A 25,758-nucleotide genomic window follows, 5' to 3' on the forward strand; every position below is an offset into this window, starting at 1 on the left:
GCCCTACTCGATGGAGAACTGGTTACGGCGGTTCAGCCGGAACTGGATGAAGGTGATGAGGAACACGAGCAGCCCGAGCACGATCGACATCGATGAGGCGTAGCCCATCTGCAGGTTGTCGAAGGCCTTCTGCCAGATGTACCAAACGATGGTGGCGGACGAGAACTCGGGGCCGCCGGTCGGGGTCATGATGTTGACCTCGACGAAGATCTGCGAGCCGCCGATCACGCTCGTGACCACGAGGAAGAAGGTGACGGGGCGCACCATGGGCAGCGTGATGTTGCGGAACTGCTGGATCGTGCCCGCACCGTCGAGCGCCGCCGCCTCGTAGAGGTGGCGCGGCACCGACTGCAGCGCCGCCAGGTAGAGCAGCATCGAGTAACCGAGGCCCTTCCAGATGGCCATGATCATCAGAGCCGGCTTCACGGTCGCGGTGTTCTGCAGCCAGTTTGGCCCGTCGATGCCGACGAAGGCGAGGGTCTGGTTGATGAGTCCGAAGTCGCCGTTGTACGCCCACTGCCAGAGGATGGCCACCGCGGCGATCGAGGAGATCACCGGCAGGTAGTACACGGTGCGGAAGAAGGTGGTTGCGCGCATCTTGCGGTTGAGCGCGAGAGCGAGCACCAGCGAGATGACGAGGCCGATCGGGATGCCGAGCATCATGAACAGCGTGTTCCACATCGACTGCAGGAAGTACGGGTCGTTCGCCATGGCGATGTAGTTGTCGATGCCCACGAAGATCGGCGCCGAGAGGCCGTTCCAGCTCGTGAATGACGCGTACACCGAGTAGAGCAGGGGGTAGAGCGTGAAGATCAGGAAGCCGAGCACCGGGATCGCCACGAAGGCGAGAGCGGCGCGGTGCTCCGTGCGGTGCAGCGTCGAGCGCTGCAGCGTGGGGCGGCGGGTGGTCGTGGTCATGCGGGCGGTTCCTCGCTGGGATAGGGAGACGCGGGGTGCACCGGGGTGCGGGGAGCGGATGCCGCGCTCGCGCGTGAACGTGAACGCGGGCGCGGCATCCGGAGTGGTCCCGGAGGGGAACTAGCCGCCGATGCCGGCCTGCTGGTTCGCCGAGTCGAGGAACGCCTGCATCTTCGGCTGCACCTCCGCCAGGTAGTCGGCGGCCGTCATCTTGCCGTCGATCACGGGCTGGATGTTCGTGAAGAACTCGTCGTACCACTCGCCGTTGTAGGTGTTGCCGCCCGGCAGGCCGCGACCGTAGTCGGTGACGATCTGCAGGAACTCCTGCTTGTTCGCGGGCATCGTGCTCGTGTCGGCTGCCCAGGTCTCGGCCATGTCCTTGAGGTTCGGGATCTGGATGCCGGCGTCGACGAGGGTCTGCTGCGCCTCCTCGTTGGCGGTGAGGTACTCGACGAGCTTCACGGCCTCATCCGGGTGCTTGGTGCTGTTGGAGACGGCGATGCCGAGCGTGCCGATCCAGGCGCTGGTCTCACCGCTCACCCCGGCGGGGTAGGGGATGGTGTCCCACTCGAAGTCGAGCTTCTCGTAGGTGGAGAGGTCCCACGGCGCCACCGGGAAGAAGCCGATCTCGCCCTTCATCCAGCGCTGGTAGGTGTCGAGGGTCTGCGCCTCGCCCACCGACGGGGTCACGCCGTGCACGTTCTGCAGGTCGGCGAACCACTGGAGCGCCTCGGCGAACTCGGGGGTGTCGACGGTGACCTTGGTGCGGTCCTCGTTCAGCCAGTCCGCGCCGTTGCCCCACACGAACGGCTGCAGGTTCCACTGCACGTTGAGGCCGGTACCCCACTGGTCGAGGGTGCCGTCGCCGTTGGTGTCCTTCGTGAGCTGCTTCGCGACGTCGACGAACTCCTCGAGCGTGTAGGGCTCGTCCACGTCGGGCAGCGGGATGCCCGCGGCCTCGAACATGGTCTTGTTGTAGCCGAACGAGAAGGGTCCGACGTCCTTCGGCAGCGCGTAGATGGCGCCCTGGCCGATGAGCTCGCCGTCGAAGCGGTAGCTGTCGACGCCGTGGTCCCAGATGTTGTCGAGGTCGATGGTGTCCGAGCCCTCGACGTACTCGGTGATGTCCTTGACGATGCCGTTCTTGACGTACGCCTGCAGGTCGCCCGGGCCGATGTAGAACACGTCGGGGATCTGGCGGCCGGCGATCGCGGCCTTCAGCTTGGTCGGGTACTGATCGGCGGTCGTAACGATGATGTTGACGTCCACGCCGTTCGCCTCTTCGAACTCGCCGACGGCCTTCTCGTAGGCCTTCTGCTCGTCGGGCCCCCCGCGGAACATGAATGTGAGCTTCTTCTCGCCGCTGTCGCCGGCGCCCGCGGCGCCTCCGGCGCATCCGGTGAGCAAGAGTCCGGCCGTAGCAACCATGGCTACGGTCGCGGCGGTGAGACGTGACTTCGTCATCACGTGGTCCTTCCGATAGGCAGTGCGTGAAAAGGCCGGAGCCGCGCACTAACGCTTCGGGCATCCTTGGCCTGTGGATTTACAACGTTAGAATTACACGGCGTCGGAGGCGCGGTCAAGTTGAAACCGGAAGTTTTTCCAACGTTGCAAATTCGTGATGTTCGAACCGAGTGCCGGGCCGGATCATCGAGGTGCCAGGTCGGACGGTCACTCGGGACCGACGGACGATGCGGTTGGGTCGGCTCCGGTCGCGTCGCGGCGACGAGCGGAGCGGAGGAGTCGGCCCGATCGATCAGACGGAGGCGGTGGACTCCCGGCCGATGACGCTGAAATCGGTGAGGTAGGCGCGGGGATCAGCGGGCGGCGTGGAGGTCGCGCCGGCGGTGATCCGCTCGGCGAGCACGCGCACGGCGGTCTCGGCGATCTCGACCCTGCCCGGGTCGACGGTGGAGAGAGTCGGAAGCGAGTAGCGGGCCTCGTCCAGGTCGTCGAAGCCGATGACGGCCACATCCTGCGGCACGCGCAGCCCCGCCTCCTGCAGGGCGCGCATGGCGCCGAGGGCGAGAGTGTCGTTGAGGCCGAAGACCGCGTCGAACTCGACGCCCGCCGCGATCATCCGCCGCATCGCCTCGGCGCCGTTGAGCCGGTGCCATTCGATGACGTACCCGACGAGCTCCTCGCTCCGCGGTATGCCGGCCGCGTCGAGCGCACGGTGGTAGCCCTCGAGGCGGAGCGCCGCCGATCCGATGACCTCGCCCTCATGGGCGCCGATCACCGCTATCCGCCGACGGCCCGTGCGGATCAGGTGCTCGGTGGCCGCCTGAGCGGCTTCCTCGTTCCTCATGGTCACGTGATCGACCGGTCCGCCGAAGATGCGCTCACCGAGAACCACGAGCGGGTAGCGCACGTTCAACCGGTCGACGTCGTCCTGGCTCATCCCCAGGGGGGAGAAGATCAGTCCATCGGTCAGCTGCAGCCGCGGATTGGTGAGCATGGCGATCTCGCGCTCCCGGTCGCCGCGACCGGTCTGCTCGATGAGCACGACGAGAGACTGGCGCTCGGCGGCCTGGATGACGGCATCCGCCAGCTCGGCGAAGTAGCTGAGGCTGAGCTCCGGCAGTGCGAGCCCGATGACGCCCGTGCGGCCGGACCTGAGGCTCCGGGCGGTGATGTTGGGCTTGTAGTCCAGTTCGACGATGGCCCGCTGCACCCGCTCGCGGGTCGAGGCGCGCACGTGCTGGTAGTCGTGCACGACGTTGGACACGGTTTTGATCGAGACGCCGGCCAGCGCGGCGACGTCGTGCAGTGTCGCTGCCATGGGTCTCTCCTGTCTCGCCGCGGGCGGGAAACACGCGACCGAACGTACAACGCAGCACGCGGGGAAAGTCGCAGGCTACAGAACAAGCGTATGGTGATGCCACCGGAAGGATCGACATGGCAACAGAGGTGACGCACGAACCGGCCGGGAGCCGTTACATGCTGCTGGTGGACGGGGAACACACCGGACTGATCGACTACCAGCTTCGGGATGACATCGTCATTATGACGCACACCGAGGTGCACCCGTCTCGCCGGAACGGAGGGCTCGGCGGCGAGCTCGTCCGCGGCGCCCTCGATGACGTGCGCGAGTCGGGCCTGCGGGTGGATCCGGTGTGCCCGTTCGTGGCGCGGTGGCTCCGCGAGCACCCCGACTACCAGGACCTCCTCGCCGCGTAGGCGCGGCGGTGCGGCCGTGTGTGCGCGCGCACGGTCCCCGAGCTAGCGCGTGCGTGCGCATATCTCCACGGTCCCTGAGCTTGTCGAAGGGACCGTGGAGATATGCGCACCACGGATGCGGCGTGCGCGGCACCGCATGCGCCGCCGTTTCACTCAATCGCCCGCGAATCAACAGCGGCGATTGACGAAAGGGGCGGCGCGGAAGAGCGGATGGGTAGCGGGTGAGCGAAACCGCGGCGGTGGGATGCGGCGCGACGCGTCCCTCCGGCGCGTCCGTTCGACGGGCTCAGGGACCGTGGGGTGACGCTCGTAGACCGCGGTGCGTCCCTTCGACGGGCTCAGGGACCGTAGGGGTCAGGGGACGCGGGCGATCCACTCGCGGGTGGAAAACTTGTCGGCGACGAGCCGCTCGCTCCGCGCAAGCTCGTCCGGCGTGATCTCGCCCGGGGTCGCACCGTAGAGGCCGGTGAAGGTGGCCTTCATGCGGTCGATGATCTCGGCCCGGCTGAGGCCGGTCTGGCTGCGCAGCGGGTCGACCCGCTTCGCCGCACTCGTGATGCCCTTGTCGCTGATCTTCTCGCGACCGATGCGCAGCACCTGCACCATCTTCTCGCCGTCCATGTCGTAGCTCATGGTGGCGTGGTGCACGATGGCACCGTTGCCAAGGCGCTTCTGCGCCGCCCCGCCGATCTTGCCCTTGGCGCTCGTGATGTCGTTGAGCGGCTGGTAGAACGCGTCGATGCCGATCTCCCGCAGCGCCAGGATGACCCACTCGTCGAGGTAGGCGTAGGAGTCGGCGAAGGTCATGCCCTGCACGAGGTCGACGGGGGCGTAGATCGAGTACGTGATGACCGACCCGGCCTCCATGAACATCGCCCCGCCACCGCTGATGCGGCGCACCACGTCGAACCCGTACTTGGCCGCGTTCTCGGCGTCGACCTCGTTGCGGAGCGACTGGAAGCTGCCGATCACCACCGCGGGGTCGTTCCACTCCCAGATGCGCAGGGTCGGTGCGCGTCGCCCGGCGCCGACTTCGTCGGCGAGCACCTCGTCGAGCGCCATCTGCTGCACCGGCGGATAGGCGCGGTCGTGGATGATCTGCCAGTCGTAGTCGCGCCAGGCAGTGGCGCGAGCGAGCGAGCGACGCACCGCCACCGCGACCGCATCGGCGGAGAAACCGAGCAGCACGGCACCCTCGGGGAGGGCGCGGGTCACGGCAGCGCTGATCGTCTTCGCATCCGCGCTGGCCGGCAGCCCGTTCACCGCGGCGTTGATCGCCACCAGGGCCTCGTCGGGCTCGAGGAAGAAGTCGCCGGCGAGCCGGAACTCCGCTATCCGATCGTCCACGACCTCCAGGTCGACGACGACGAGCTTGCCGCCCGGGACCTTGTACTCACCATGCATGGCGCCAGCCTAACCGCGGCGGATGCGCCGCGAACGAGCGCCACGGACCCGGCACCGTCCCACGGAAGAACGGCACCGGGTCGCGAAGGAAAGGCACCGGGTCGCGGTCAGCGCACCGGGGTCGCGACGGAGGCGGCAGGACCGGACGAAGCACCCACGGCGGCATCGTCGAGGGACGACCACTCCCCCGTGTAGTGGTTGAAGCTCACGCTGTTGTCGATCTTGCTGCGGTCGGGGGCGGCGACGGAGGTGAGCTTGCCCACACGCTCCGGGTCGGGTGCGGATGCCGCGAGCAGCTTGGTGTAGTCGTGCTGCGGGTTGAGGATCACGGCGTCCGACGGTCCCCGCTCCACCACGCGACCGCGGTAGAGCACGAGGATCTCGTCGGAGAAGTGCCGCGCGGTGGCGAGGTCGTGCGTGATGTACAGCACGGCGAGGTTGTCCTCGCGCTGCAGGCGCGCCATCAGGTTCAGCACGCCGAGACGGATCGACACGTCGAGCATCGACACCGGCTCGTCGGCGATGAGCACCTGCGCACCGGGTGCGAGCGCCCGCGCGATGGCCACGCGCTGGCGCTGCCCGCCGGAGAGCTCGTGCGGGCGCCGGGCGGCGATGTCAGCGGCGGGCTCGAGGTTCACGCGCTCGAGCATGTGCACGACTGCCTCGTGGGTCGCCGCGGCACCGCGCGTGCGATCGTGGATGCGCAACGGCCGGGCGATGTGGTGCTCGATGCTGTGGAAGGGGTTGAGCGACGCGAACGGGTCCTGGAACACCATTTGCACGTGGCGCCGATACACCGAGCCGCCCACCGGCGTCTTGTCGTCGAGGGTCACCGTGATGGAGCCGGACGTGGGCCGCTCGAGCTTGGCGAGCATGCGTGCGATCGTCGACTTGCCGGAACCCGACTCCCCCACGAGCGCCACCGTACGGCCGGGCAGCAGGTCGAAGGAGACGCGGTCCACGGCGCGCAGCGTGCTGCGCTTCAGCCCGTGCCCGATCCGGAACTCCTTGGTGAGGTCGGTCACTTCAACGCTGGTCACTTGCTCTCTCCCCTCAGCGCGTGGTCACCCGTGCGGATGAAGTCGCCGCGCTCGCCGGTCAGGCTCGGGAACGAGCCGAGCAGCTTCTTCGTATAGGCGTGCTCGGGCTCCCGGTAGATCCGTTCGCTCGATGCGAGCTCTACGATCTCGCCGCGCAGCATGATCGCGATGCGGTCGCTGATCTCGAGCAGCAGTGGCAGGTCGTGCGTGATGAAGATCACGGCGAAGTTGAGTTCGTCGCGGAGGCGGAGGATCTCCCGCAGGATGTCCCGCTGCACGACCACGTCGAGCGCCGTGGTCGGCTCGTCCATGATCATCACCTGCGGCTCGAGGATGAGCGCCATCGCGATCATCACGCGCTGGCGCATCCCGCCGGAGAGTTCGTGCGGGAAGCTCGACAGGCGCTTCGAGTCCACCCCGACGCGCTCCAGCACGTCGGCGCACAGCCGGCGGCGGTCGGCCTTCGACATTCCGGGCCGGTGCGTCTTCAGCACGTCGTCGAGCTGGGCGTGGATGGAGATGACGGGATTCAGGGCGTTCATGGCGCCCTGGAACACCATCGACAGCTTCGACCAGCGGAAGGCCCGGAGCTGCTCGTCGCCGAGGGCGAGGAGGTCGGAGTCCGTCCCGTCCGAGTCGTGGAAGGTGACCGACCCGGTGTCGATGCGTGCGGGCGGCTTGTGCAGACGGTTGATCGCGTAGGCCAGCGTGGTCTTGCCGCAGCCCGACTCACCGGCGAGGCCGAGGATCTCGCCCGGCGACAGGGTGAGACTCACGTTCTTCACCGCGGTCACCGGCTTGTCGACGTCGTAGACGACGGAGAGGTTGTCGACCGTGAGTACCGGTCGGGTTCCGGTCAGGGTCATTTCGCGGCCTTTCCTCGGGCGCGGGTGAGCTTCGCGTGTGCGCGCACGTTGCGGAGCTTGGGGTTGATGATCTCGTCGATGCTGAAGTTGATCAGCGACAGACCGCAGCCGAAGAGGGCGATGATGAGGCCAGGCGGCACGAACCACCACCATGCCTTCAACTGCAGCGCGAAGCCGTTCTGCGCGTAGAACAGCATGGTGCCGAGGGTGGTCGAGTTCGACGCACCGAGGCCGAGGAAGGCGAGGCCTGCCTCGCTGAGAATGGCGAAGATGACGGCGAACACGAACTGCGAGGCGATCACCGGCAGCAGGTTCGGCAGGATCTCGACCGCGATGACGCGCCAGGAGCGCTCGCCCGCCACCCGGGCGGCGGCCACGTAGTCGCGGTTGCGCAGCGACAGCGTCTGCGCCCGGAGCACGCGGGCGGAAGCCGCCCAGCCGGTGATGGCGAGCACCACGGCGATGGTCCAGAGTCCGCGCTGCTCCTGCGGCACGAAGCCCGAGATCACGATCACGAGCGGGAGGCCGGGGATGACGAGCATCACGTTCGAGAAGAGCGAGAACGCTTCGTCGGCGAATCCGCCGAGGTAGGCGCCCAGGATGCCGAAGAAGGCGGACAGCAGCGTGGCGAGCACACCGACGATGAGGCCGATCTGCAGCGAGCCGCGCGTGGCGTAGGCCAGCTGCGCCAGCACGTCCTGCCCGGTCTGGGTGGTGCCGAGCACGTGGTCGCCCGACGGCGGCGTCATGCCGATGTTGCGCACCGTGCTGGGGTCCTGCACGAACATCGGTCCGAAGATGCCGAAGAGCGTGATGGCGGTGACGATGCTGAAGCCGATCACCAGCGCGGGCGTCATGGTGGGCAGCAGCTGGCGCAAGCCGCCGCGGGGCTTGGCACCGGTCTCGCGGCGGGACTCGACGAGTCCGGCGCTGTTGTCGGCGACGGTGGGTTCGGTGGTGGGGGTGAGATTCGTCATGGCGTGTCCCTGGCCTCCTCGGCCGTCAGCTCCTGGCCCTGGTGCGCGGGTCGATGATGCCGTACAGCATGTCGACGAGGAAGTTGGCCCCGAGCACGGCGAGCGTGATCACGAGGAAGATGCCCTGCATCAGCGCGTAGTCGCTGTTCTGCACGGCCTGCAGTAGCTTCGACCCGATGCCGGGGTAGGAGAAGACCTGCTCGGTGATGATGGAGCCGGAGACCACGAAGCCGAGGGAGATCGCGAAGCCCGCGATCGACGGCAGACCGGCGTTCCGTGCGGCATACCGGGTGAGGATGCGCGAGTTCTTCAGTCCCTTGGCGTGCGCGGTGAGGATGTAGTCCTCCGAGAGGGTCGACACCATCATGTTGCGCATGCCGAGCAGCCAGCCGCCGATCGACGAGATGACGATCGTCAGCGCCGGGAGGGTGCCGTACCGGATGGCCGACAGGATGAAGTCGGCGTTCCAGCCCGGGTTCAGCACCACGTCGTACCCGCCCATCGCCGGCAGCAGCTGCAGGGTGGACGAGATGATGAAGACGAGGATCAGCGCGAGCCAGAAGTACGGCACCGCGGCGAGAAGGGTGGTGGCCGGCACCAGGCTGTCGAGCCAGGTGCCGGGCTTCCAGCCCACGATGGCGCCGAGGCCGACGCCGAGGATGAAGGAGAGCAGGGTGGCGATGCCGACGAGCATGATCGTCCACGGCAGCGCGCCGCCGATCACCTCGCTCACCGGCGTGGGGAAGACGCTCACCGCGATGCCGAGGTCGCCCTTGGCGAGGTTGGTGAGGTAGTTGGCGTACTGGCTCAGGATGGGGTCATCCGTGCCGCCGCCGAGGAGGAGTTCGTAGGATCGGCGCGTGTTCGCGTCGACCTGACCGCCGCGCTGCTGGAGTTTCGCCAGCAGCACGTCGACCGGGTTGCCGGGCATCAGACGCGGAATCATGAAATTCAGCGTCAGAGCTGCCCACAGCGCGACCAGGTAGAAGCCGGCCTTGCGAAGAAAGTAATTCACTTCGTACCCATTCCTACGAACTCCTCCCGAGCGATCGAACTACTCGCCGGTCGGGGTGAGCGACATGAAGATCTGCGAGCTGTCCGGGCGCGCCCAGATCGCCGGGAAGGCGTACAGGTCGTCCTGCGTCGGCCACCCGTCGAACTTCGCCGCGTTGTACTCGCTCGTCGTTCCCCCCACGAGGATCGGAATGTAGGGCAGGCTCTCCGCGATCTTGTTCTGGATGACGTCGTAGTGCGGCTGGCGCGCTTCGGTGTCCGTCGGGTTCGACGCCTTCAGTGCGGCGAGCGCCGCGTCGACCTCGGGGTCGCTGAACCGGGCGAAGCCGGGGTTGGCGTTGGTGCCCACCGGTGCGGTGTTCGCGGTGCTGAAGAACTCGTTGTACATGTAGTACGGGTCGGCGGCCGGGCCCTGACCGAGCGAGTCGATGAGCAACTGGTACTCGCCGAGTCCGCGGACCTCGGTCCACTCGTTCCACGAGGACTGCTGCGCCGTGATCTCGATGCCCGCGGCCTTGGCCTGCTGGGCGATGAGGTCGACCGCGGTGATGTAGTCGGTCCAGCCGGTGACCACGCGCACGCTCATGGCGACGCGCTCGCCGTCTTTCGCGTAGATGCCGTCGGAGCCCTTGGCGTAGCCGGCGGCCTCGAGGATGGAGGAGGCGCGGTCGGCGTCGGGGCTCATCGGGGCGATGGGCTCCTCGAGCGAGTCGGAGATGATCTCCGCGTCACGCTCGGGCAGGGCGAATCCGGGGGAGATCTCCGCCGCGGTGTTCTGGAAGGCGAGCGAGTTGATCTGCTCGCGGTCCATCGCGTAGTAGAGCGCCTGGCGCACGGCGGGGTCGGTCTGCGGCCCCTCGCAGCCGAGCTCGGCGTTGGAGCAGGTGAAGAGCGCCGGCTGGTTGAGGTGCACGGTGATCGCCTTGTAGCCGGGGTAGTTCTCCTCGACGTTGGCCATGTCCGGCACCGGGCCGGTCTGCCAGTCGATGGTGCCGGCCGCGAGGGCGTCCGCACCGGCCTGGTTGCCGGAGAGAGCGATGTAGCGCACGTTCTTCACCGCGGGCTCGCCGCCCCAGTAGTCGGGGTTGGCGGTGTAGGTGAATGCCTGAGCCTTGAAGTCGCTCAGCATGTACGGACCGGTACCCACCGGTTCGGCGACCACGTCGGTGGCGGGGTCGACGTCCGACCAGATGTGCTCGGGCACGATGTAGGTGCGGCCGAGGATGCTGGGGCCGTCGACGAACGCCGGCTCGGAGAACGCGATGGTGAGGTGCGTGTCGTCGACCACGGTGACCTCGCCGGAGAAGCCGATGGCGTTGATCGCCGGGTTCTCCTTGAGCAGGTTGAGGTTGAAGGCCACGTCCTCGGCCGTGAAGGGCTCGCCATCGGTGAAGGTGACGCCCTCTCGTGTGGTGATGGAGAGTTCGGTGCCGTCTTCGTTCCAGGAGAACTCGGTGCCGAGCATGGGCTTCGGCTCCCCCGGCTGCAGCTGGTTGTAGTAGAACAGCGGCTCGAAGATCTCGCCGACACCACCGATGGTGGAGGGCGAGTACGGGTTGAAGTTGATCTGGTAGTCGCCGGCCTGGCCCGTGTAGGCGATGAGGGTGTCGGCGTCGGAACCCGAGGACGAGCCGTTGCTCGTACCCGACTCGGACGCGCTGCATCCGGAGAGCAGGAGCGCTGCTACGGCCGCTGATGCGGCGAGGGCTGCTCCCTTCCGGCGAGCGGGAACGTTGCGGAACATCGTTGATCCTTTCCTGCGACGCCACAGCTGCGTGGGCGCGCCTTCGGTGACCAGTCTCGGTGCGGCTGGCTTTTTACATTCTTATCGAAGTAAATTAAGTAAGTCAACTAAGGCGGAACCGACGTTCTGCAGCCGAAACGAAGGAGTGGCGAATGTCGACCGCTGCCGCTCCACAGCGCCCGCTCACGCACGGGGTCGTGCTGGACCTCATCCGCGCCGCCCGGAGGATCAGCCGGGTGGAACTGGTCGATGCATCCGGTCTCACCGGCGCCACCATCACGAACGTCGTGCGCGACCTGATCGACGAGGGCCTCGTCGAGGAAGCCGGCCACGCCGAGTCCACCGGGGGCAAGCGGCGAACGCTCCTGCGGTTGCGCGCCCGGGCGCGCTTCACCGTCGGCGTGCAACTCGACCGCTCCAGCTGCACCATCGTGATCATCGACCTCGCCGGGCAGCTCGTCGCGCGCACGGCCATCGGCGGCGCCGGTTACCGGTCGCCGCACGAGACGCTCTGCATGGTGGCCGACCACGTGGACTCCCTCCTCGACAGCGCGGGCGTGGACCGGCACCGGGTGCTCGGCATCGGGCTCGTGAGCCACGGCCCGCAGAACCTCGACGACGGCCGACTGCTGTCCCTCAGCCCCATGCCTCAGTGGCACGGCTTCCCGATCGTCGCCGACCTGGAGCAGATCACCGGACTGCCGGTGCTGCTCGACAACGACGCGACCGCTGCCGCGATCGGCGAGTTCTGGATCGGCGGGGTCGACCCCGCGAGCACCTACGCGTGCATCTACATGGCGAGCGGCATCGGTGGCGGCGTGGTGAGCGGCGGCGGCGTGTACCGCGGCGGCACCTCGAACAGCGTGGAGATCGGACACGTGTCGCTCGACATCAACGGCCCGGAGTGCAGCTGCGGCAACCGCGGATGCCTCGAGGACTACGCCGGGCCGCCCGCCGTCATCGCGAAGGCGCACACCGTTCCCGGCCTCGCCGAACGGCTGCGGTTCACCGCGGGCGAGACGGAGACGCTCACCAACTTCGCCCGCATCGCGCGGGCCGCCGTGGCCGGGGACGCCGACGCGCTCACGCTCATCCGCGACTCCGCCCGGTACATGGCGCACTCCGCCATCAGTCTGACCAGCCTCTTCGACCTCGATGCGGTGGTGCTCGCGGGCCAGAGCTTCGCCACGGCCGGGTCTATCTACGTGGAGGCGATGCAGGCGGAACTCGACCGCGCCGGATTCGCTCGCGACGTGCATCCGGTGCGTGTGACACTCTCGAAAAGCGGCGCCGATGCCGCGGCGATCGGCGGCGCCGTGCTGGTGCTCCGCAGCGAGTACACGCCGCGCGACCTGCGGCGGCCGGATGGCCGGTCGCTGCGGTACGGCAGTTCGCGGGCGACCGCCCTGCCTCTGACCGCACCGTCCTGACACACCCGAGGAAGTGGAAGCCATGACACCTGACCAGACCCCCACGGAAGCCGGTGCATCGTCGTTCGCGGTGCTGCGCCGCGACGGATCGAGCCTCGTGGTCGAACGCCCCGCCGCCGGACTCGTGCAGGTGCTGCACTGGGGCGCCGACCTGGGTGCGCTCGACGACGACTCGTGCCGGGAGCTCGGCATCGCGACCAGTCGGCAGAGCCCTCCCGGTACGGTGGATGCCGCCTGGCAGTTGACCGTGCTGCCTCAGGAGGCCGACGGCTGGGCGGGCCGACCCGGGGCACTCTTCCGACGGAGCGACCGCCCCGTCTTCCCCCGATGGACCACCGACGGATTCGACGTGTCGGGTGCGTCCCTCACGGCCACTGCGACGGACGCCGAAGCGGGACTGAGGCTCGTGACCACCCTGTCGATCCTCGAGGGCGGCGTGGTCACGGTGGTGCACGAGGTGCAGAACACGGGGGACGGCGGTCTCACCGTGGAGTGGCTCGAAGTAACCCTGCCTGCCCCGAAGGCGGTGGATGCGCTCACCGAGTTCTCGGGCCGCTGGACGCGGGAGAAGTCCCCGCACACGGGTCCGTTCCCTCGCGGCGCCTGGCTTCGGCAGACCCGCCGGGGCCGCAGTGGTCACGATGCGCCGCACGTGATGATGGCGTCCATCGACACCCCTCGCGACCGTTCGGGGGAGCTGTGGGCGGTGCACCTCGGCTGGAGCGCCGACGTCACCTACCGCACCGACCGCATGCCCGACTCCGGAACCGTGCTCGGTGCGGGTGAGATGCTGCGGCCCGGTGAGATCACGCTCCACCCTGGGGAGCGTTACGAGACCCCCGCGTGCTACTTCGCCTGGTCGGACCGCGGCCTCGACGGCCTCAGCGCGCGTTTCCACACCTACCTGCGCAGCCGCCCCTCGCACCCGCACAGTCCCCGACCGCTGGTGCTCAACACGTGGGAAGCGGTCTACTTCACCCACGATCCCGACTTCCTGGCCTCCCTCGCCGACACCGCGGCCCGCGTGGGCATCGAGCGCTTCGTGCTCGACGACGGCTGGTTTCTGGCGCGACGCGATGACACCCGCGGTCTCGGCGACTGGATCGTGGACCCCGCGGTGTGGCCGGACGGCTTGAAGCCTCTCGCCGATCGGGTGCACGGTCACGGCATGGAGTTCGGTCTCTGGTTCGAGCCCGAGATGGTGAATCTCGACTCGGACCTCGCCCGGGCCCACCCGGACTGGCTGTTGCACAACCCGGCGCACCTCGACACCCCGGCCGGCCTGTCGTGGCGCACCCAGTTCGTGCTGAACCTCGCCTCCCCCGATGCCTACGCCCACGTGTTCGGCCAGATCAGCGCCCTCGTGTCGGAGCTCGGCATCGACTTCATCAAGTGGGACCACAACCGGGACCTGGTCGAAGCCGTTCACGACGGGCGCTACGGCGTTCACGAGCAGACCCTCGCCGCCTACCGGTTGATCGCCGAGCTGAAGGCGACCCATCCGGGCCTCGAGATCGAGTCGTGCTCGAGCGGTGGCGCTCGGACCGACCTCGGCATCCTTCAGGTGACCGACCGGGTGTGGGCGAGCGACTCGAACGACCCGATCGAACGCCAGGACATCCAGCGCTGGACGGAACTGCTGCTGCCGCCGGAACTGGTGGGGGCGCACGTCGGTCCGTCGCCGGCGCACAGCTCCGGTCGGGCCACCGACCTCTCCTATCGCATGGTCACGAGCCTCATGGGGTCGTCGGGATTCGAGTGGAACATCGCGGCCTGCACCGAGGACGAGCTCGACGCCATCACCAGGTTCGCCGCGCTGTACAAGGAGTTGCGGTCGGTCATCCACACCGGTACGGCCGTGCACGGCGACCTGCGGGACCCCGCCCTGCGGCTGAACGGGTTCGTGTCGCAGAATCGCACCGAGGCCGTGTACCTGATCGCGAGCGTGGCGACCCCGGAGGACTCCCTGCCGGAGCGTGCGCGCCTGCACGGGCTCGACCCCGACCGCACGTACCGTGTGCGGGTGCGCGACGAGATCGGGTCGGCAGCGTACGGCTGGCACCATCCCGGTTGGGTGCTGCGCGGTGGAGTCGTGCTGCCCGGTTCGGTGCTCGGCACGATCGGCCTGCAGTTGCCCGCCCTGTGGCCGGCGCAGGGAATGGTGCTGCACGCGACGGCGATCTGACCCCGAGCGCTCGGCCCGCACCGCTCCGACCGCCCGCCCGCGGGAGGCGACGTCAGTCGGTCGGGCAGGGCGCCGTCGTACCGCGACCGATGAACGTGGGTGACGGCGCCTGACTGCTCGACGCCGTGCGGCCATCGATCAGCGCGAGGAGCGCCTCCGCCACCGACTCGCCGAGCGCGTGCACGTCGTGGCTCATCGCGGAGAGCGGCGGTGTCGCGAGTCGGCAGGCTGTCGAGTCGTCCCAGGCGAGGAGCGACAGTCGCTCCGGCACGGCGACGCCGAGTTCGTGCGCGACATCGAGCCCGCCCACCGCCATTCGATCGTTGTCGTAGATGATCGCCGTCGGCGCGGGCGAACTCTCGATGAGGGAACGGGTGGCGACCGCGCCGCTCGCCTCGGTGTAATCGCCCTCCACCGTGGCACCGGCCACGTTCGCTGCGGCGATGGCGGCATCGAACGCGAGCGCGCGCGCCTGAGAGTGCCGGAGGTCGACGGGACCGGAGACCCGCGCGATCCGGGTGTGGCCGAGCGCCGTCAGCGCCCCCACCGCATCCGTCATCGCGCCGTAGTTGTCCACCCGCACCGCGGTGATGTCCTCGGTCGCGGGTTCACCGAGCACCACGGTGGCGAGTCCGAGCGCGTGCGTGCGCTCGGCGCGACCGTCGTTCTCCACGAGGTCGGCGAGCAGCACCCCTGCCACCCCGCCGGTGGCCGCCCACCGCTCGTAGGCCTCGAGTTCGGCCTCCCGATCGGGTACCACCTGCAGCAGCACCGAATAGCCCGATGCGCCGAGCAGATCCTCCATGCCCGCGATGATCTCGACGTAGAACGGGTCGATGCCGAGCGTGCGGGGGTCGCGACGGAGCACGATGCCGACCGACCGAGCCACGCCCGTCGGAACCGGGGGAGTATTCATGCCTGCAGTATCCCGCACGCCGGAGCGGGCACGATTTCGCCCCGTAGGGAACGGTCGAGGACGAAATCTGCGCCCGAACGCGGATCTGACGCCGGGTCTGCTCCATGATGGGCACTATGCCCCTTCTGACACCACTTCCCGCGGACTCGCTCGGCCACCTCTCCGCCGCGATCAGCACGTCGCTCAGCACGGTGCTCAACGACTTCGGAACCTCCCATGGTCTCGCCCCCCTCTCCTGGCACACCAGCGTCATGACCGACGTCGATCTGGCCGGCAGCTACCCCGGTGATGCGGCCACCCCCGAGGCGTTCGAGGCGGTGGAGCGATGGGCGCTCGCCTTCGGCTTCGCGAACACCACGTCGATGATCGGCGACGACGGCCTCGCCACGTGGTCGGGTTCGGTCGGGAAGTGGCGTGCGGAGCTGTGGTGCATCACCGACCTCGATCGGTTCCGCGACGCCTACCCCGACGACGACTACTTCCGCTCCGGCAGCACGCACTGAGTTCCCCCGGACCGAGGACATGACCAGCACATGGACGACAGAGGCGGCGCCGGTGCGAGCGCGGGCGTCGATGGCGGTCGCGACCAGCCGCGGGCTCGTCCTCGACCTCATCCGTTCCCGGGGACCGATCAGCCGGGTGGCGCTGGCCGCGTCGACCGGTCTCACCCAGGCGACGATGTCCTACGTGGTGCGGGACCTGCTCGAGGACGGGCTGGTACAGGAGATCGGTCGCGGTGAATCGACGGGCGGCAAGCGCCCGACCCTGCTTGACATCGATCCGGTGTCGCGGTTCGCGGTCGGCGTGCAGCTCGGCGCCGACGAGATCACCTACGTGGTGACGAACCTCGGCGGGGCCATCATCGGTCGCACCCGCACGCAGGGACCGGTGGACGACCCGGGCCGGGTGGTGGCCGACATCGCCGACGATCTCGCGACCCTGATCCGCAATCTCGGCGTGAGCCCCGACCGCATCGTCGGTCTCGGCGTGGTGGCGCCGGGGCCCCTCGACCTCGATGCGGGCATGATCCTCGCACCGTCGTCGATGACCGCCTGGCACGGCTTCCCGTTGCGGGATCGCCTGTGGGAGGCGACCGGCCTGGCGGTGCTCATGGACAACGATGCAACCGCGGCGGCCGTGGGCGAGTTCTGGGGCGGTGCACTCACCGGATCGAAGGCGCACCTCACCGTCTACATGGGCGCCGGGATCGGTGCCGGCATCGTGCTCGGCGGAACCGTCTACCGCGGTGCCAGCTCCAACACCGGCGAGCTCGGCCAGACTCTCGTGCAGTCATCGCCGGACGGGCAGTGGAGAACCATCGAAGACCTGGCCGCGCCCCGGGCCGTCGCCGCGGCCGCGCGCGCCGCCGCGGAGCGCGGGACGCTTCCCGGGGTGCGTCTCTCGGCCGATGGCAATGCGCACGACGACTTCGCCGCGGTGGCGAGCGCCGCCGTCCGCGGCCACGACGACGCCTTACGGCTCATCACCGCATCGGCCGAGGTGCTCGCGTCCGCGGTGGCATCCGCCGCGAACCTGCTCGACCTCGACTCGGTGGTGCTGGCGGGTCCCTCGTTCGCCACCGCCGGCTCCGTCTACGTCGAACTGGTGAAACGCCGGCTCGATACGCAGTTCTTCGCGGGCCGTGCGCACGAGGTGCGGGTGCGCATCTCGAGCCAGGTGGCCGAGGCGGCCGCCGTGGGCGGGGCGGCACTGGTGCTGCAGCAGCACCTCGCACCGCGATCGTTCAGCGGCTGATCGAGGTTTTCGTCGGCCCGGGAGTCACCCGCGGGCGACCGGAGTCACTCCGTGGGGTATTCGAGGTCGTCGAGCAGCTCGGCGTTCGGCGTATCGGTGTCGCCCGTACGCGGATGCGGGATCTGCAGTTGCTGCGTCTTCCGCACCAGGTCGGCCACGAGGGCCTCTTCGACGACCTCGTCGAAGCTGCTGTCGGTGGGCACGCCGACCAGTTGACTGGCCGGCCCGAGCAGGAAGGTCGCCTTCTCGATGGTGCCATCGGGGAAACGAACGGGAACGTCGATGGTGTCCGACATCTTGTTGAGAGCGAGTGCCGAGGCGTACTGCACCACGGCATCCGCGATCGCATCGCCCGTGAGCAGGATGTCGCCAGCGTAGTGGATGGACTTCACGCTGCCACTCTACGGACTTCTCCCTTCGATGCGGTGGGGCGGAATGCGCCGGAACCGCTGCGCGCGCCCGTTCAGCACCGCTTTTCTGCCAGAGTATTCTTTCCAAGGCCTCGCTTTGCCTCTACGCGGCAACACTGCTCCGGGCGACGTGATAACGATGGGACACACAATGGGCACGCTGACCTACAACGGGACCTTCACGGTCGACTTCGACGACCGAGTCCTCGCGCATCTGCAGGTGGTGATCGGCGCAAAGCTCCGGCACGGCGAGTCCTTTCACTTCTCCTGGAAAGACGACGCCCGCGTGGGTAACGGACGGACCACGATCTGGCTGCACCCCGCCGTGCCGCTGGTCTACAAGTACTTCGGCAGCAGGATGCCCACGCTGAACCGCCAGTGGGTCGACGCGCTGATGGTGTCCGCCATCTCGCCGGGAGGCCTGCTCCTCGTTCCCGAGCCGAACGCGCCCGAGGAGGGCTGACGTGCCCATCAAGCGCATCAACATCGCGTACGACGGGGCGTCCTACAGCATCGGGAACCGCGAGTACGACGAGGTGAAGGCGGAGATCGAGTCCTTCGTGGAGTCCGGTCGTCCGCACTGGTTGCGCGTCAACCACGGTGAGGGATCCTTCCGCGAGGTCGACCTGCTCATCACTCCGAGCACGAGCATCTCGCTCTCGGCCATCGACCCGGCGTCCGCCGAGTAGCGGCGGCATTCGGCGGCGGCACCCGCGCCGAATCGCACGGTGCCACGAGAACCGCCTGCCGGCGAGATCGCGTGGTCCGGAGACCGCGGTCGCGTGCCACAATCGGGCCATGCCCACCTACACGGACTCCTACGGCGTCGACATCACCTACTACGAGTGGACCGTGTCGGAGCCTCGAGCCGTCGTGCAGCTCGTGCATGGCCTCGGGGAGCACGCGCAGCGGTACGGCGCGCTCGCCGAGGCGCTCTCCCGCGCCGGGTACTCGGTGTACGCGGAGGACCACCGCGGGCACGGTCAGACCGGGCTCGCCCAGCACGGCGGCGATCTGTCGCGACTCGGCAGGCTCGGCCCGGGCGGACTGCGGGCCACGTTCGCGGCCGTGCACCAGTTCACCGCGCTGGTCCGCGACGCCAACCCCGGCGTGCCGATCGTGCTCCTCGGTCACAGCTTCGGATCCATCATCGCCCAGGTGCTGCTGAACACCCACTCGGCGGACTACGCGGCCGTGGTGCTCACCGGCACGGCCGCGCGGCTGCCCGGCCTGATGAACGGCGGCGATCTGAACCGCTTGCACAAGCACCTCGGCACGACGGGCCGGGAGTGGCTGACCCGCGACCTCGACGTTCAGCGCGCGTTCGATGACGACCCGCTGACGTTCCCGGCCGATGCCCGGAAGCTGTTCGGACTCGTCGACGGGCGGCGCCTCTTCGGGGTGCCCGCGCGAAATCTGCCCTCCCGACTGCCCCTGCTCATCCAGATCGGCAGCGAGGACTCGCTCGGCGGCGAGCGCAGCGTGCGACGACTCGCCGACCTCTATCGCAGGCGCTCCGGACTCACGGACGTGCAGGTGCAGGTGTACCCGGAGGCCCGGCACGAGGTGTTCAACGAGCTCAACCGCGACGAGGTCATCGGCGACCTCCTCGCCTGGCTCAACGCGCACATCGCGCACTGACCCTCGTGCGCTGACTCCTGCGGGATGCCGCTCCGGCCTACGCCCTCCGCAGCGTGAGCACCCGAGCGGTCGGCGCGGCAGCCGCCACGGTCACCATCAGCCGTCCCTCGGCCGCATCCCACGCCCAGTCCCACCCGGTCTGGTCTGCCGGGAAGAACGGGTCGACGGTCACGTCGGCACCGCGCAGCGCCGGGAAGGGCAGCACGAGCGTGTGGCTGCCGCCGTCCGCGTCGGGCCGCCGCCACACCGTGAGGTAGACCGGCCCGTCGGGAATCGCCAGGCCCATGGCCACCCAGGGGTCCTCCCAGCCCGGCAGGCCGAGCGGCCAGACCGCGGTGCTCCGCTCGATGTCGGCGAGCACCACCTTCTGGGCGGCTACGGCGTCACTCACCCGACGACGCTCGTCGGCGCTCATCCGGTTGAGGTAGCCCGAGAGGTACATCCGGCCGGCGATGGCGTTGACGAGGCTGAAGGTCAGCAGCTCGTCGCTCATGCCCGCCTGCGGGTACGCCCAGTTCCCCGCCTGCTCCGGCAGGAGCGACGCGGGTGCCGCGGCCGCGATCGGGGCGTACATCACCGGGTCCTGCTGGTCGGAGGTTGACTGCAGGTGCAGCCGCGACATCATCGCGTAGTCCATCCGCATGGCGCCCGACGCGCAATTCTCGATGAGCAGGTGCGGGTGCCGCGCCTGGATGCGGTCCAGCCAGTCGAGGAGCGCCCGGTTGTGGTCGAGCAGACCGTCGCCCGGCGCGGTGCCGGTCGAGTCCGTTCCCGGCCCGGTCATCGTGTTGTAGTCCATCTTGAAGAAGCCGACGCCGTAGTCGGACACGAGGCGGTCGACCACCTCGTCGAGGTGTCGCACGGCGGCGGGCGAACGGAGGTCGAGCAGGTGACGGCCGTGCTCGGCGACGCGCACCCCGCCGCGGGAGAAGAAGGCTTCGTCGGGCAACGTCTGCGCGAGCGGCGAGTGGATGCCGATGACCTCGGGTTCGAGCCAGAGCCCGGCCACCATGCCGCGTGCCCGGATGTGGTCGATCACCTCGGTGATGCCCGCGGGGAAGCGGCTCGCGGCGGGCTCCCACGCTCCGACGGTGTCCCACCAGTGGCCCTCGGCGTACCAGCCGGCGTCGATGCAGAAGTAGTCCGCGCCGGTCTCCGCTGCCGCGTCGATGAGGGGCAGAAGCTTTTCGGTGGTGGGGTCGCCCATGAGGGTGTTCATGTAGTCGTTGAACACCACCGGCAGGGTGCGGTCGATGTCGCGCACGGTGCGGAGCGCGCGTCGCTGGGCGGTGAGCACCGCGAACGCCTCGTCGATGCCGCCTTCCACGACGCCGACCGACACGGGCACCGAGACGAACGGTCGCGACGCCGAGACTCGACGCGACCAGGAGTGCTCCGCGTCGGTCGGGCCGTGCAGCAGCAGGTACGCGCTCGCCCGGGTCTCCCCGAGCTCGTAGCCCCACGGACCGTTGTGCTCGATCTGCCAGCACAGGGCGAAGGGCGCAGCGTTCGAGACGAGCACGCCGGTCGGCAGCTTCTCACCGGTGGACCACGAGCCGCGGTTGGTGACGGCGCAGCGGCTCCGCGGCGAGTGGTGCTGCAGTTCACGATCGATGCGCGCGAGGCCGAGCGTGCGCAGCGGTTCGCGCCGCCAGCGGCTCTCGACCACCCAGTCGTTGTCCCCGTGCACGAGGTCGAGGTCATCGACGTCGCTGCCGGAGTCGCCGAGGTACGAGCCGGTGGCGAACGAGGAGAGGAAGTCGAGCATGAGCTCGCCGTCGCCCCGCACCACGGCCTCCGACCACGCCTGCACGGCCGCGACGTCGCCGCGGGTGACGAAGACGCTCGTGATCTCGAGTCCGGTCTCCGGGTCGGCCTGCACGATCTCGAGGCGGCGGGTCGTGCCCTCCACGCTGTCGGAGTGCGACGCGTAGCGCAGCCGCTTGCCGATCACCGTGTCCACATGGCGGAACCCGCCCGGGAAGCGTCCGTGCCCGATGGCCGAGACCTCGACGAGGGGCTGGTCGGTGGTCACCGTCGGTCGCGCGCCCGGGCCCGCCGGATCGGCGGCGGGCGCGTCGGCCGGGCGAAATGACCGCAGGCGGACGGGGGCGTCGCCGCTCACGTCGAATTCGAGCGTGACGCCGGCGTTCCCCCAGACGACAGGGGCAGGGGCGAGAACGTCAGGGGCGGTCATCGGGTGCCCGCCTCGGTGTGCGGTTGCGGTTGCGGTTGCGGTTGCGGTTGCGGTTGCATGTCTTCCCCTCGGTGCACCATTGCGGATGCAGTTAGTCAATCAGATATAGAAAGTTGTGTGTCGACGTCGATCCCCCGTTATTCTGGGCTCGCCACCCACCTCCTCCAGTCAAGGGACGACATTCATGAGCCGCACGCCGCTGAACTCCGGCTGGACCCTCCGCCCCACGGGCGGGCCGATCCCCGACGGCATTCCCGCCGAGGTCCCGGCAACCGTGCCGGGCACGGTGCACACCGACCTGCTCGCCGCCGGCCTCATCCCCGACCCCTACCTCGACCTCAACGAGCACGAGCTGCAGTGGATCGGCGACTCCGACTTCACCTATGCGACCTCGTTCGCCTATGCCGCCGACGGCCACGAACGGGTCGACCTCGTGGCGGAGGGGCTCGACACCGTGGCCGCGGTGACCCTCAACGGCACCCTCCTCGGGCGCACCCGCAATCAGCACCGCTCGTACCGCTTCGACGTGCGTGCGCTGCTCGAGGAGGGCGAGAACGAGCTCGCCGTGGAGTTCGCCTCGCCGGTGCGGTCCGCACGCGAGGCCGAGGCGCGTATGGGCGCCAAGCCGTTCGTGGGCAACGCCCTGCCTTACAACGCACTCCGCAAGATGGCCTGCAACTTCGGCTGGGACTGGGGACCGGTGCTCACCACCGCCGGCATCTGGAAGCCGATGTACCTGCACGCCTGGTCGACCGCCCGCATCGTGCAGGTGGTGCCGCTCGTGACCGTGTCGTCCTCGGGATCCGGCACGGTCGAGCTGCGGATCGAGCTCGAGTGCACCGGGGAGACGGACCTCACCCTCGACGCCTCGGTCACCGGCCCAAGCGGAACGGACGTGCGCGCGAGCACCGTGACCACCGGGTCGACCGCCGTGATCACCCTCGAGGTCGAGGACCCGGAGCTCTGGTGGCCCCGCGGCTACGGCGACCAGCCGCTCTACGAGGCACGGGTCGTGGTCTCGTCGGCCGACACCGAGCTCGACTCCTGGACCCACGACATCGGCTTCCGCACGGTCGAGGTGCGGGTCGCACCCGACGAGTTCGGCACGAGCTTCGAGTTCTCGGTCAACGGCCAGTACGTGTTCATCAAGGGCGCGAACTGGATCCCCGACGACTGCTTCCTCCCCCGCATCACGCGCGAGAGCTACGAGAAGAGCATCCGCGACGCCGTCGACGCCGACATGAACATGCTCCGCATCTGGGGCGGCGGCATTTACGAGAGCGACGACCTGTACGACATCTGCAACCGGGAGGGCCTGCTGGTCTGGCAGGACTTCCTGTTCGCCTGCGCGGCCTACTCCGAGGCCGACGAACTGCGCGACGAGGTCGCCGCCGAAGCCAGGGAGAACGTCGCCCGCCTCGCGCCCAACCCGTCGCTCGTCTTCTGGAACGGCAGCAACGAGAACGTCGAGGGCTTCTACCACTGGGGGTGGAAGGAGAAGCTGGCCGAGGGCGAGGACTGGGGTCGCGACTACTACGACAACCTGCTCCCCGCGATCCTGGCCGAGGTCGACCCCACCCGCGGGTACCTGCCGTCGAGCCCGTTCTCCCCGGAGAACTACGCCACACCGCGCGACCCCGAGCACGGTCCGGTGCACAGCTGGGAGGTCTGGAACCGCCAGGACTACACGACCTACCGCGACGACATCCCCCGGTTCGTGTCGGAGTTCGGATACCAGGGCCCGCCCAACTTCTCCACCCTCACCCGGTCCGTGCACGACTCGCCCATGGCCGCCGACTCCCCCGGCGTGCTCTCGCACCAGAAGGCGGAGGACGGCAACGGCAAGCTCGCCCGCGGTTACGCGCCGCACCTGCCGGAGCCGACGAACTTCGACGACTGGCACTTCACCACGCAGCTAAATCAGGCTCGGGCTATCGCGTACGGCGTCGAGCACTTCCGCTCGTACTCGCCACGCACGGCGGGATCGATCATCTGGCAGTTGAACGACTGTTGGCCGGTCACCAGCTGGGCAGCCGTGGACGGCGACAAGCGCCGGAAGCCGCTGTGGTACGCGCTGCGCTCGGTGAATGCCCCGCGCCTCCTCACCATCCAGCCGCGCGGAGGTTCTCTCGCACTGGTGGCGAGCAACGACAGCCCGGAGGCATGGGTCGAGTCGGTGGAGGTGCGTCGCGTCGCCCTCGACGGCACGGTGCTCGACAGCCAGACGGTGCAGCTCGACGTCCCGTCGCGCACGAACGCGACCGTGCCGCTCGGCGCATCCGTCACCTCCGCGTCGACGCCGACGGCCGAGCTGATCGTCGCCGCGTCCGGCACGGCGCGCCCCGCCCGCTGGTACTTCGTGGAGGACCTCGAGTTGGCGGTTCCGGCGCTCGACATCGACACGTCGGTCGAGGCCGTCGACGGCGGGTACGCGGTCACCGTGACGGCGAACACCTTCACCAAGGACATCGTGCTGAACGCCGACCGTCTCTCCCCCGAGGCGACCGTCGACGAGATGCTCGTGACCCTGCTGCCCGGGGAGAGCCACCGCTTCACCGTGACCGGGAGCGACCTCGACGTCGATGCGATGGTTCAGGCTCCGGTGCTGCAGTCGGTGAACGCTCTGCTCTCCGCGCGCGGCTGATCCCGCCCCGCACCGCGCACCGCGAGGTGCCCGGATGCGTCCCGAATCCACCGGAGGAGGGACCGCTCCGGGCACTCCGCGGGTACCCGGGAGGGAAAGCACCTCGGTCGAGGGAACATTGGGCGAACAATCTCCGAAGCCGACGAAATAGCGGACCGCATGCGCGTACGTTGGTGAGCACATTGCCGATTTGCATGCTCGACGGGGGACACAGTCCGATCCCGTTTTGATGCGCAGTAAGGACTGACATGAAGAAGCACTACTCCCGCCCCGCCTTCGTCACCGCTCTCGTTCTGGGCTCGGTGGCACTCACCGCCTGCAGCAGTGCGGAGGAGGGCACCACGGCATCCGGAGGTGAGGGTTCCTCGGGAACGCTCATCGTCTACACCAACTCCAACGGTGACGGCCGTGGCGAGTGGGTCACCGAGCAGGCCGCCGAAGAGGGCATCGACATCGAGATCGTGGGCCTCGGCGGCGCCGACCTGGCCAACCGCATCGTGGCCGAGAAGAACAACCCCGTCGGCGACGTGGTCTTCGGCCTCAACAACATGTACTTCGAGACGCTCAAGTCCGAGGACGCCATCACGGCCTACACCCCCGCCTGGTCGGGCGAGGTGGACGCCGCGTCCGGCGACGCCGAGGACGGCGCCTTCTGGCCGCTCGTCGAGCAGGCCATCGTGACCGTGTACGACACGAACAGCATCGACGCATCCGCCGCTCCCGAGGAGATGAGCGAGCTGTGGGAGAACGACGAGTACCAGGGCCGCTACGAGGTCAACACCAGCCTCGGCCAGGCGACGCCGCAACTCGTGCTCGCCGGTCTCCTCGCCCCGTACATCGACGAGGACGGCGACCTCGGCGTCTCCGACGAGGGCTGGGAGCAGGTCGAGGCCTACTTCGCCAACGGGTCCCCGGCGGTGGAGGGCACCGACCTGTACGCCCGCATCACGCGCGACGAGGTCGACTACGGCGTGATCCCCTCGAGCGGCATCACCAGCCGCGATGCCGAGTACGGCACCGAGACGGGTGTCATCAGCCCGGAGAACGGCGTGCCGTACGTGACGGAGCAGATCGCCATCATCAACGGCACCGATAACCAGGACCAGGCCGAGGCGTTCATCGACTGGTTCGGCAGCGCCGAGGTGCAGGGCGAGTTCGCCGCGGAGTTCGCCGCGTACCCGGTGAACGAGGGCGCCAAGGCGCAGGCGCTGCCCGAGGTGACCGAGCTCATCGAGTCGCTGCCCAAGCAGGACATCGACTACGCGCTTACCCGTGAGCGCATCGGCGAGTGGGTCGAGAAGACCGAGCTCGAGTACCTGCCGTAACAGCACTCCCGGACCCGCACGGTCCGCGGCCGGTCGGCGTTCGCGCCGGCCGGCCGTGGACCTGTAGGGCACCGCAGCGCGCATCGCTCGCCCTCTGCACCACCCGCCTTCC

At 68.7% G+C, this 25,758-nt stretch carries 22 protein-coding genes; 10 read left to right on the plus strand and 12 right to left on the minus strand.

The window, feature by feature from the left end; translation table 11 throughout:
- Window positions 1–3: 3 nt before the first annotated feature.
- The 3 genes from EY822_RS04775 to EY822_RS04785 form a co-directional block, all read right to left on the minus strand.
- Window positions 4–918 carry a carbohydrate ABC transporter permease gene (locus EY822_RS04775; RefSeq protein ID WP_150307225.1) on the minus strand — a complete coding sequence of 305 codons (915 nt, stop codon included), beginning with the start codon at window positions 916–918 and terminating at the stop codon, window positions 4–6.
- 120 nt (window positions 919–1,038) lie between these two features.
- Window positions 1,039–2,382 (minus strand): ABC transporter substrate-binding protein, encoded by a 1,344-nt coding sequence (locus EY822_RS04780; RefSeq protein WP_150307226.1) that lies wholly within the window; start codon window positions 2,380–2,382, stop codon window positions 1,039–1,041.
- Between the two features lie 292 nt (window positions 2,383–2,674).
- On the minus strand, window positions 2,675–3,700 hold the full coding sequence (locus tag EY822_RS04785) for a LacI family DNA-binding transcriptional regulator (protein WP_150307227.1): 1,026 nt from the start codon (window positions 3,698–3,700) through the stop codon (window positions 2,675–2,677).
- Window positions 3,701–3,816: 116 nt separating this feature from the next.
- On the opposite strand from EY822_RS04785, the gene EY822_RS04790 reads away from it, so the two are divergent.
- Window positions 3,817–4,098: a GNAT family N-acetyltransferase gene (locus EY822_RS04790; RefSeq protein ID WP_150307228.1), complete on the plus strand. Its 282-nt coding sequence runs from the start codon at window positions 3,817–3,819 to the stop codon at window positions 4,096–4,098.
- Between the two features lie 354 nt (window positions 4,099–4,452).
- Here EY822_RS04790 and EY822_RS04795 read toward each other — a convergent pair whose 3' ends face one another.
- The 6 genes from EY822_RS04795 to EY822_RS04820 all read right to left on the minus strand — a co-directional run bounded on the left by EY822_RS04795 (window position 4,453) and on the right by EY822_RS04820 (window position 11,143).
- On the minus strand, window positions 4,453–5,502 hold the full coding sequence (locus EY822_RS04795; protein WP_150307229.1) for a lipoate--protein ligase family protein: 1,050 nt from the start codon (window positions 5,500–5,502) through the stop codon (window positions 4,453–4,455).
- 107 nt (window positions 5,503–5,609) lie between these two features.
- Window positions 5,610–6,542: an ABC transporter ATP-binding protein gene (locus tag EY822_RS04800; RefSeq protein ID WP_150307230.1), complete on the minus strand. Its 933-nt coding sequence runs from the start codon at window positions 6,540–6,542 to the stop codon at window positions 5,610–5,612.
- Window positions 6,539–7,408, minus strand: coding sequence for an ABC transporter ATP-binding protein (locus EY822_RS04805; protein WP_150307231.1), 870 nt, complete (start codon window positions 7,406–7,408; stop codon window positions 6,539–6,541). The genes EY822_RS04800 and EY822_RS04805 overlap by 4 nt, the downstream gene beginning before the upstream one ends.
- Complete coding sequence (locus EY822_RS04810; protein ID WP_150307232.1) at window positions 7,405–8,385, minus strand: ABC transporter permease; 981 nt, start codon at window positions 8,383–8,385, stop codon at window positions 7,405–7,407. The genes EY822_RS04805 and EY822_RS04810 overlap by 4 nt, the downstream gene beginning before the upstream one ends.
- Before the next feature lie 25 nt (window positions 8,386–8,410).
- Window positions 8,411–9,400, minus strand: a complete 990-nt coding sequence (locus tag EY822_RS04815) for an ABC transporter permease (RefSeq protein ID WP_150307233.1) — start codon at window positions 9,398–9,400, stop codon at window positions 8,411–8,413.
- 39 nt (window positions 9,401–9,439) lie between these two features.
- Window positions 9,440–11,143: an ABC transporter substrate-binding protein gene (locus tag EY822_RS04820; RefSeq protein ID WP_150307234.1), complete on the minus strand. Its 1,704-nt coding sequence runs from the start codon at window positions 11,141–11,143 to the stop codon at window positions 9,440–9,442.
- A gap of 152 nt (window positions 11,144–11,295) precedes the next feature.
- Between EY822_RS04820 and EY822_RS04825 the strand changes: the two genes are divergently transcribed.
- Together EY822_RS04825 and EY822_RS04830 are read left to right on the plus strand one after the other, a co-directional pair.
- Window positions 11,296–12,573 (plus strand): ROK family transcriptional regulator, encoded by a 1,278-nt coding sequence (locus tag EY822_RS04825; protein ID WP_150307235.1) that lies wholly within the window; start codon window positions 11,296–11,298, stop codon window positions 12,571–12,573.
- 22 nt (window positions 12,574–12,595) lie between these two features.
- Window positions 12,596–14,758, plus strand: a complete 2,163-nt coding sequence (locus EY822_RS04830; protein WP_150307236.1) for an alpha-galactosidase — start codon at window positions 12,596–12,598, stop codon at window positions 14,756–14,758.
- A gap of 52 nt (window positions 14,759–14,810) precedes the next feature.
- Here EY822_RS04830 and EY822_RS04835 read toward each other — a convergent pair whose 3' ends face one another.
- On the minus strand, window positions 14,811–15,674 hold the full coding sequence (locus tag EY822_RS04835; protein ID WP_150307237.1) for a LacI family DNA-binding transcriptional regulator: 864 nt from the start codon (window positions 15,672–15,674) through the stop codon (window positions 14,811–14,813).
- A gap of 116 nt (window positions 15,675–15,790) precedes the next feature.
- On the opposite strand from EY822_RS04835, the gene EY822_RS04840 reads away from it, so the two are divergent.
- Complete coding sequence (locus tag EY822_RS04840; RefSeq protein WP_150307238.1) at window positions 15,791–16,177, plus strand: hypothetical protein; 387 nt, start codon at window positions 15,791–15,793, stop codon at window positions 16,175–16,177.
- 19 nt (window positions 16,178–16,196) lie between these two features.
- On the plus strand, window positions 16,197–17,429 hold the full coding sequence (locus EY822_RS04845) for an ROK family transcriptional regulator (RefSeq protein ID WP_227497036.1): 1,233 nt from the start codon (window positions 16,197–16,199) through the stop codon (window positions 17,427–17,429).
- Between the two features lie 44 nt (window positions 17,430–17,473).
- Here EY822_RS04845 and EY822_RS04850 read toward each other — a convergent pair whose 3' ends face one another.
- Window positions 17,474–17,821 (minus strand): hypothetical protein, encoded by a 348-nt coding sequence (locus tag EY822_RS04850; protein ID WP_150307239.1) that lies wholly within the window; start codon window positions 17,819–17,821, stop codon window positions 17,474–17,476.
- Between the two features lie 169 nt (window positions 17,822–17,990).
- Between EY822_RS04850 and EY822_RS04855 the strand changes: the two genes are divergently transcribed.
- The 3 genes from EY822_RS04855 to EY822_RS04865 all read left to right on the plus strand — a co-directional run bounded on the left by EY822_RS04855 (window position 17,991) and on the right by EY822_RS04865 (window position 19,480).
- Window positions 17,991–18,302, plus strand: a complete 312-nt coding sequence (locus tag EY822_RS04855; RefSeq protein ID WP_150308762.1) for a DUF7882 family protein — start codon at window positions 17,991–17,993, stop codon at window positions 18,300–18,302.
- A 1-nt stretch (window position 18,303) separates the two neighbouring features.
- Window positions 18,304–18,528 (plus strand): hypothetical protein, encoded by a 225-nt coding sequence (locus tag EY822_RS04860; protein WP_150307240.1) that lies wholly within the window; start codon window positions 18,304–18,306, stop codon window positions 18,526–18,528.
- A 109-nt stretch (window positions 18,529–18,637) separates the two neighbouring features.
- Entirely contained in the window at window positions 18,638–19,480 is an 843-nt protein-coding gene (locus EY822_RS04865) for an alpha/beta fold hydrolase (RefSeq protein WP_150307241.1), read from the plus strand.
- Window positions 19,481–19,517: 37 nt separating this feature from the next.
- Here the strand turns inward: EY822_RS04865 and EY822_RS04870 are convergent, their stop codons facing one another.
- Window positions 19,518–21,677 carry a glycoside hydrolase family 36 protein gene (locus EY822_RS04870; protein WP_150307242.1) on the minus strand — a complete coding sequence of 720 codons (2,160 nt, stop codon included), beginning with the start codon at window positions 21,675–21,677 and terminating at the stop codon, window positions 19,518–19,520.
- Window positions 21,678–21,861: 184 nt separating this feature from the next.
- Between EY822_RS04870 and EY822_RS04875 the strand changes: the two genes are divergently transcribed.
- Entirely contained in the window at window positions 21,862–24,321 is a 2,460-nt protein-coding gene (locus EY822_RS04875) for a glycoside hydrolase family 2 protein (protein ID WP_150307243.1), read from the plus strand.
- A 248-nt stretch (window positions 24,322–24,569) separates the two neighbouring features.
- Window positions 24,570–25,646 (plus strand): extracellular solute-binding protein, encoded by a 1,077-nt coding sequence (locus EY822_RS04880; protein WP_150307244.1) that lies wholly within the window; start codon window positions 24,570–24,572, stop codon window positions 25,644–25,646.
- Window positions 25,647–25,758 lie beyond the last annotated feature (112 nt).

The sequence above is a fragment of the Planctomonas psychrotolerans genome (assembly GCF_008642235.1).
Lineage (GTDB): Bacteria > Actinomycetota > Actinomycetes > Actinomycetales > Microbacteriaceae > Planctomonas > Planctomonas psychrotolerans.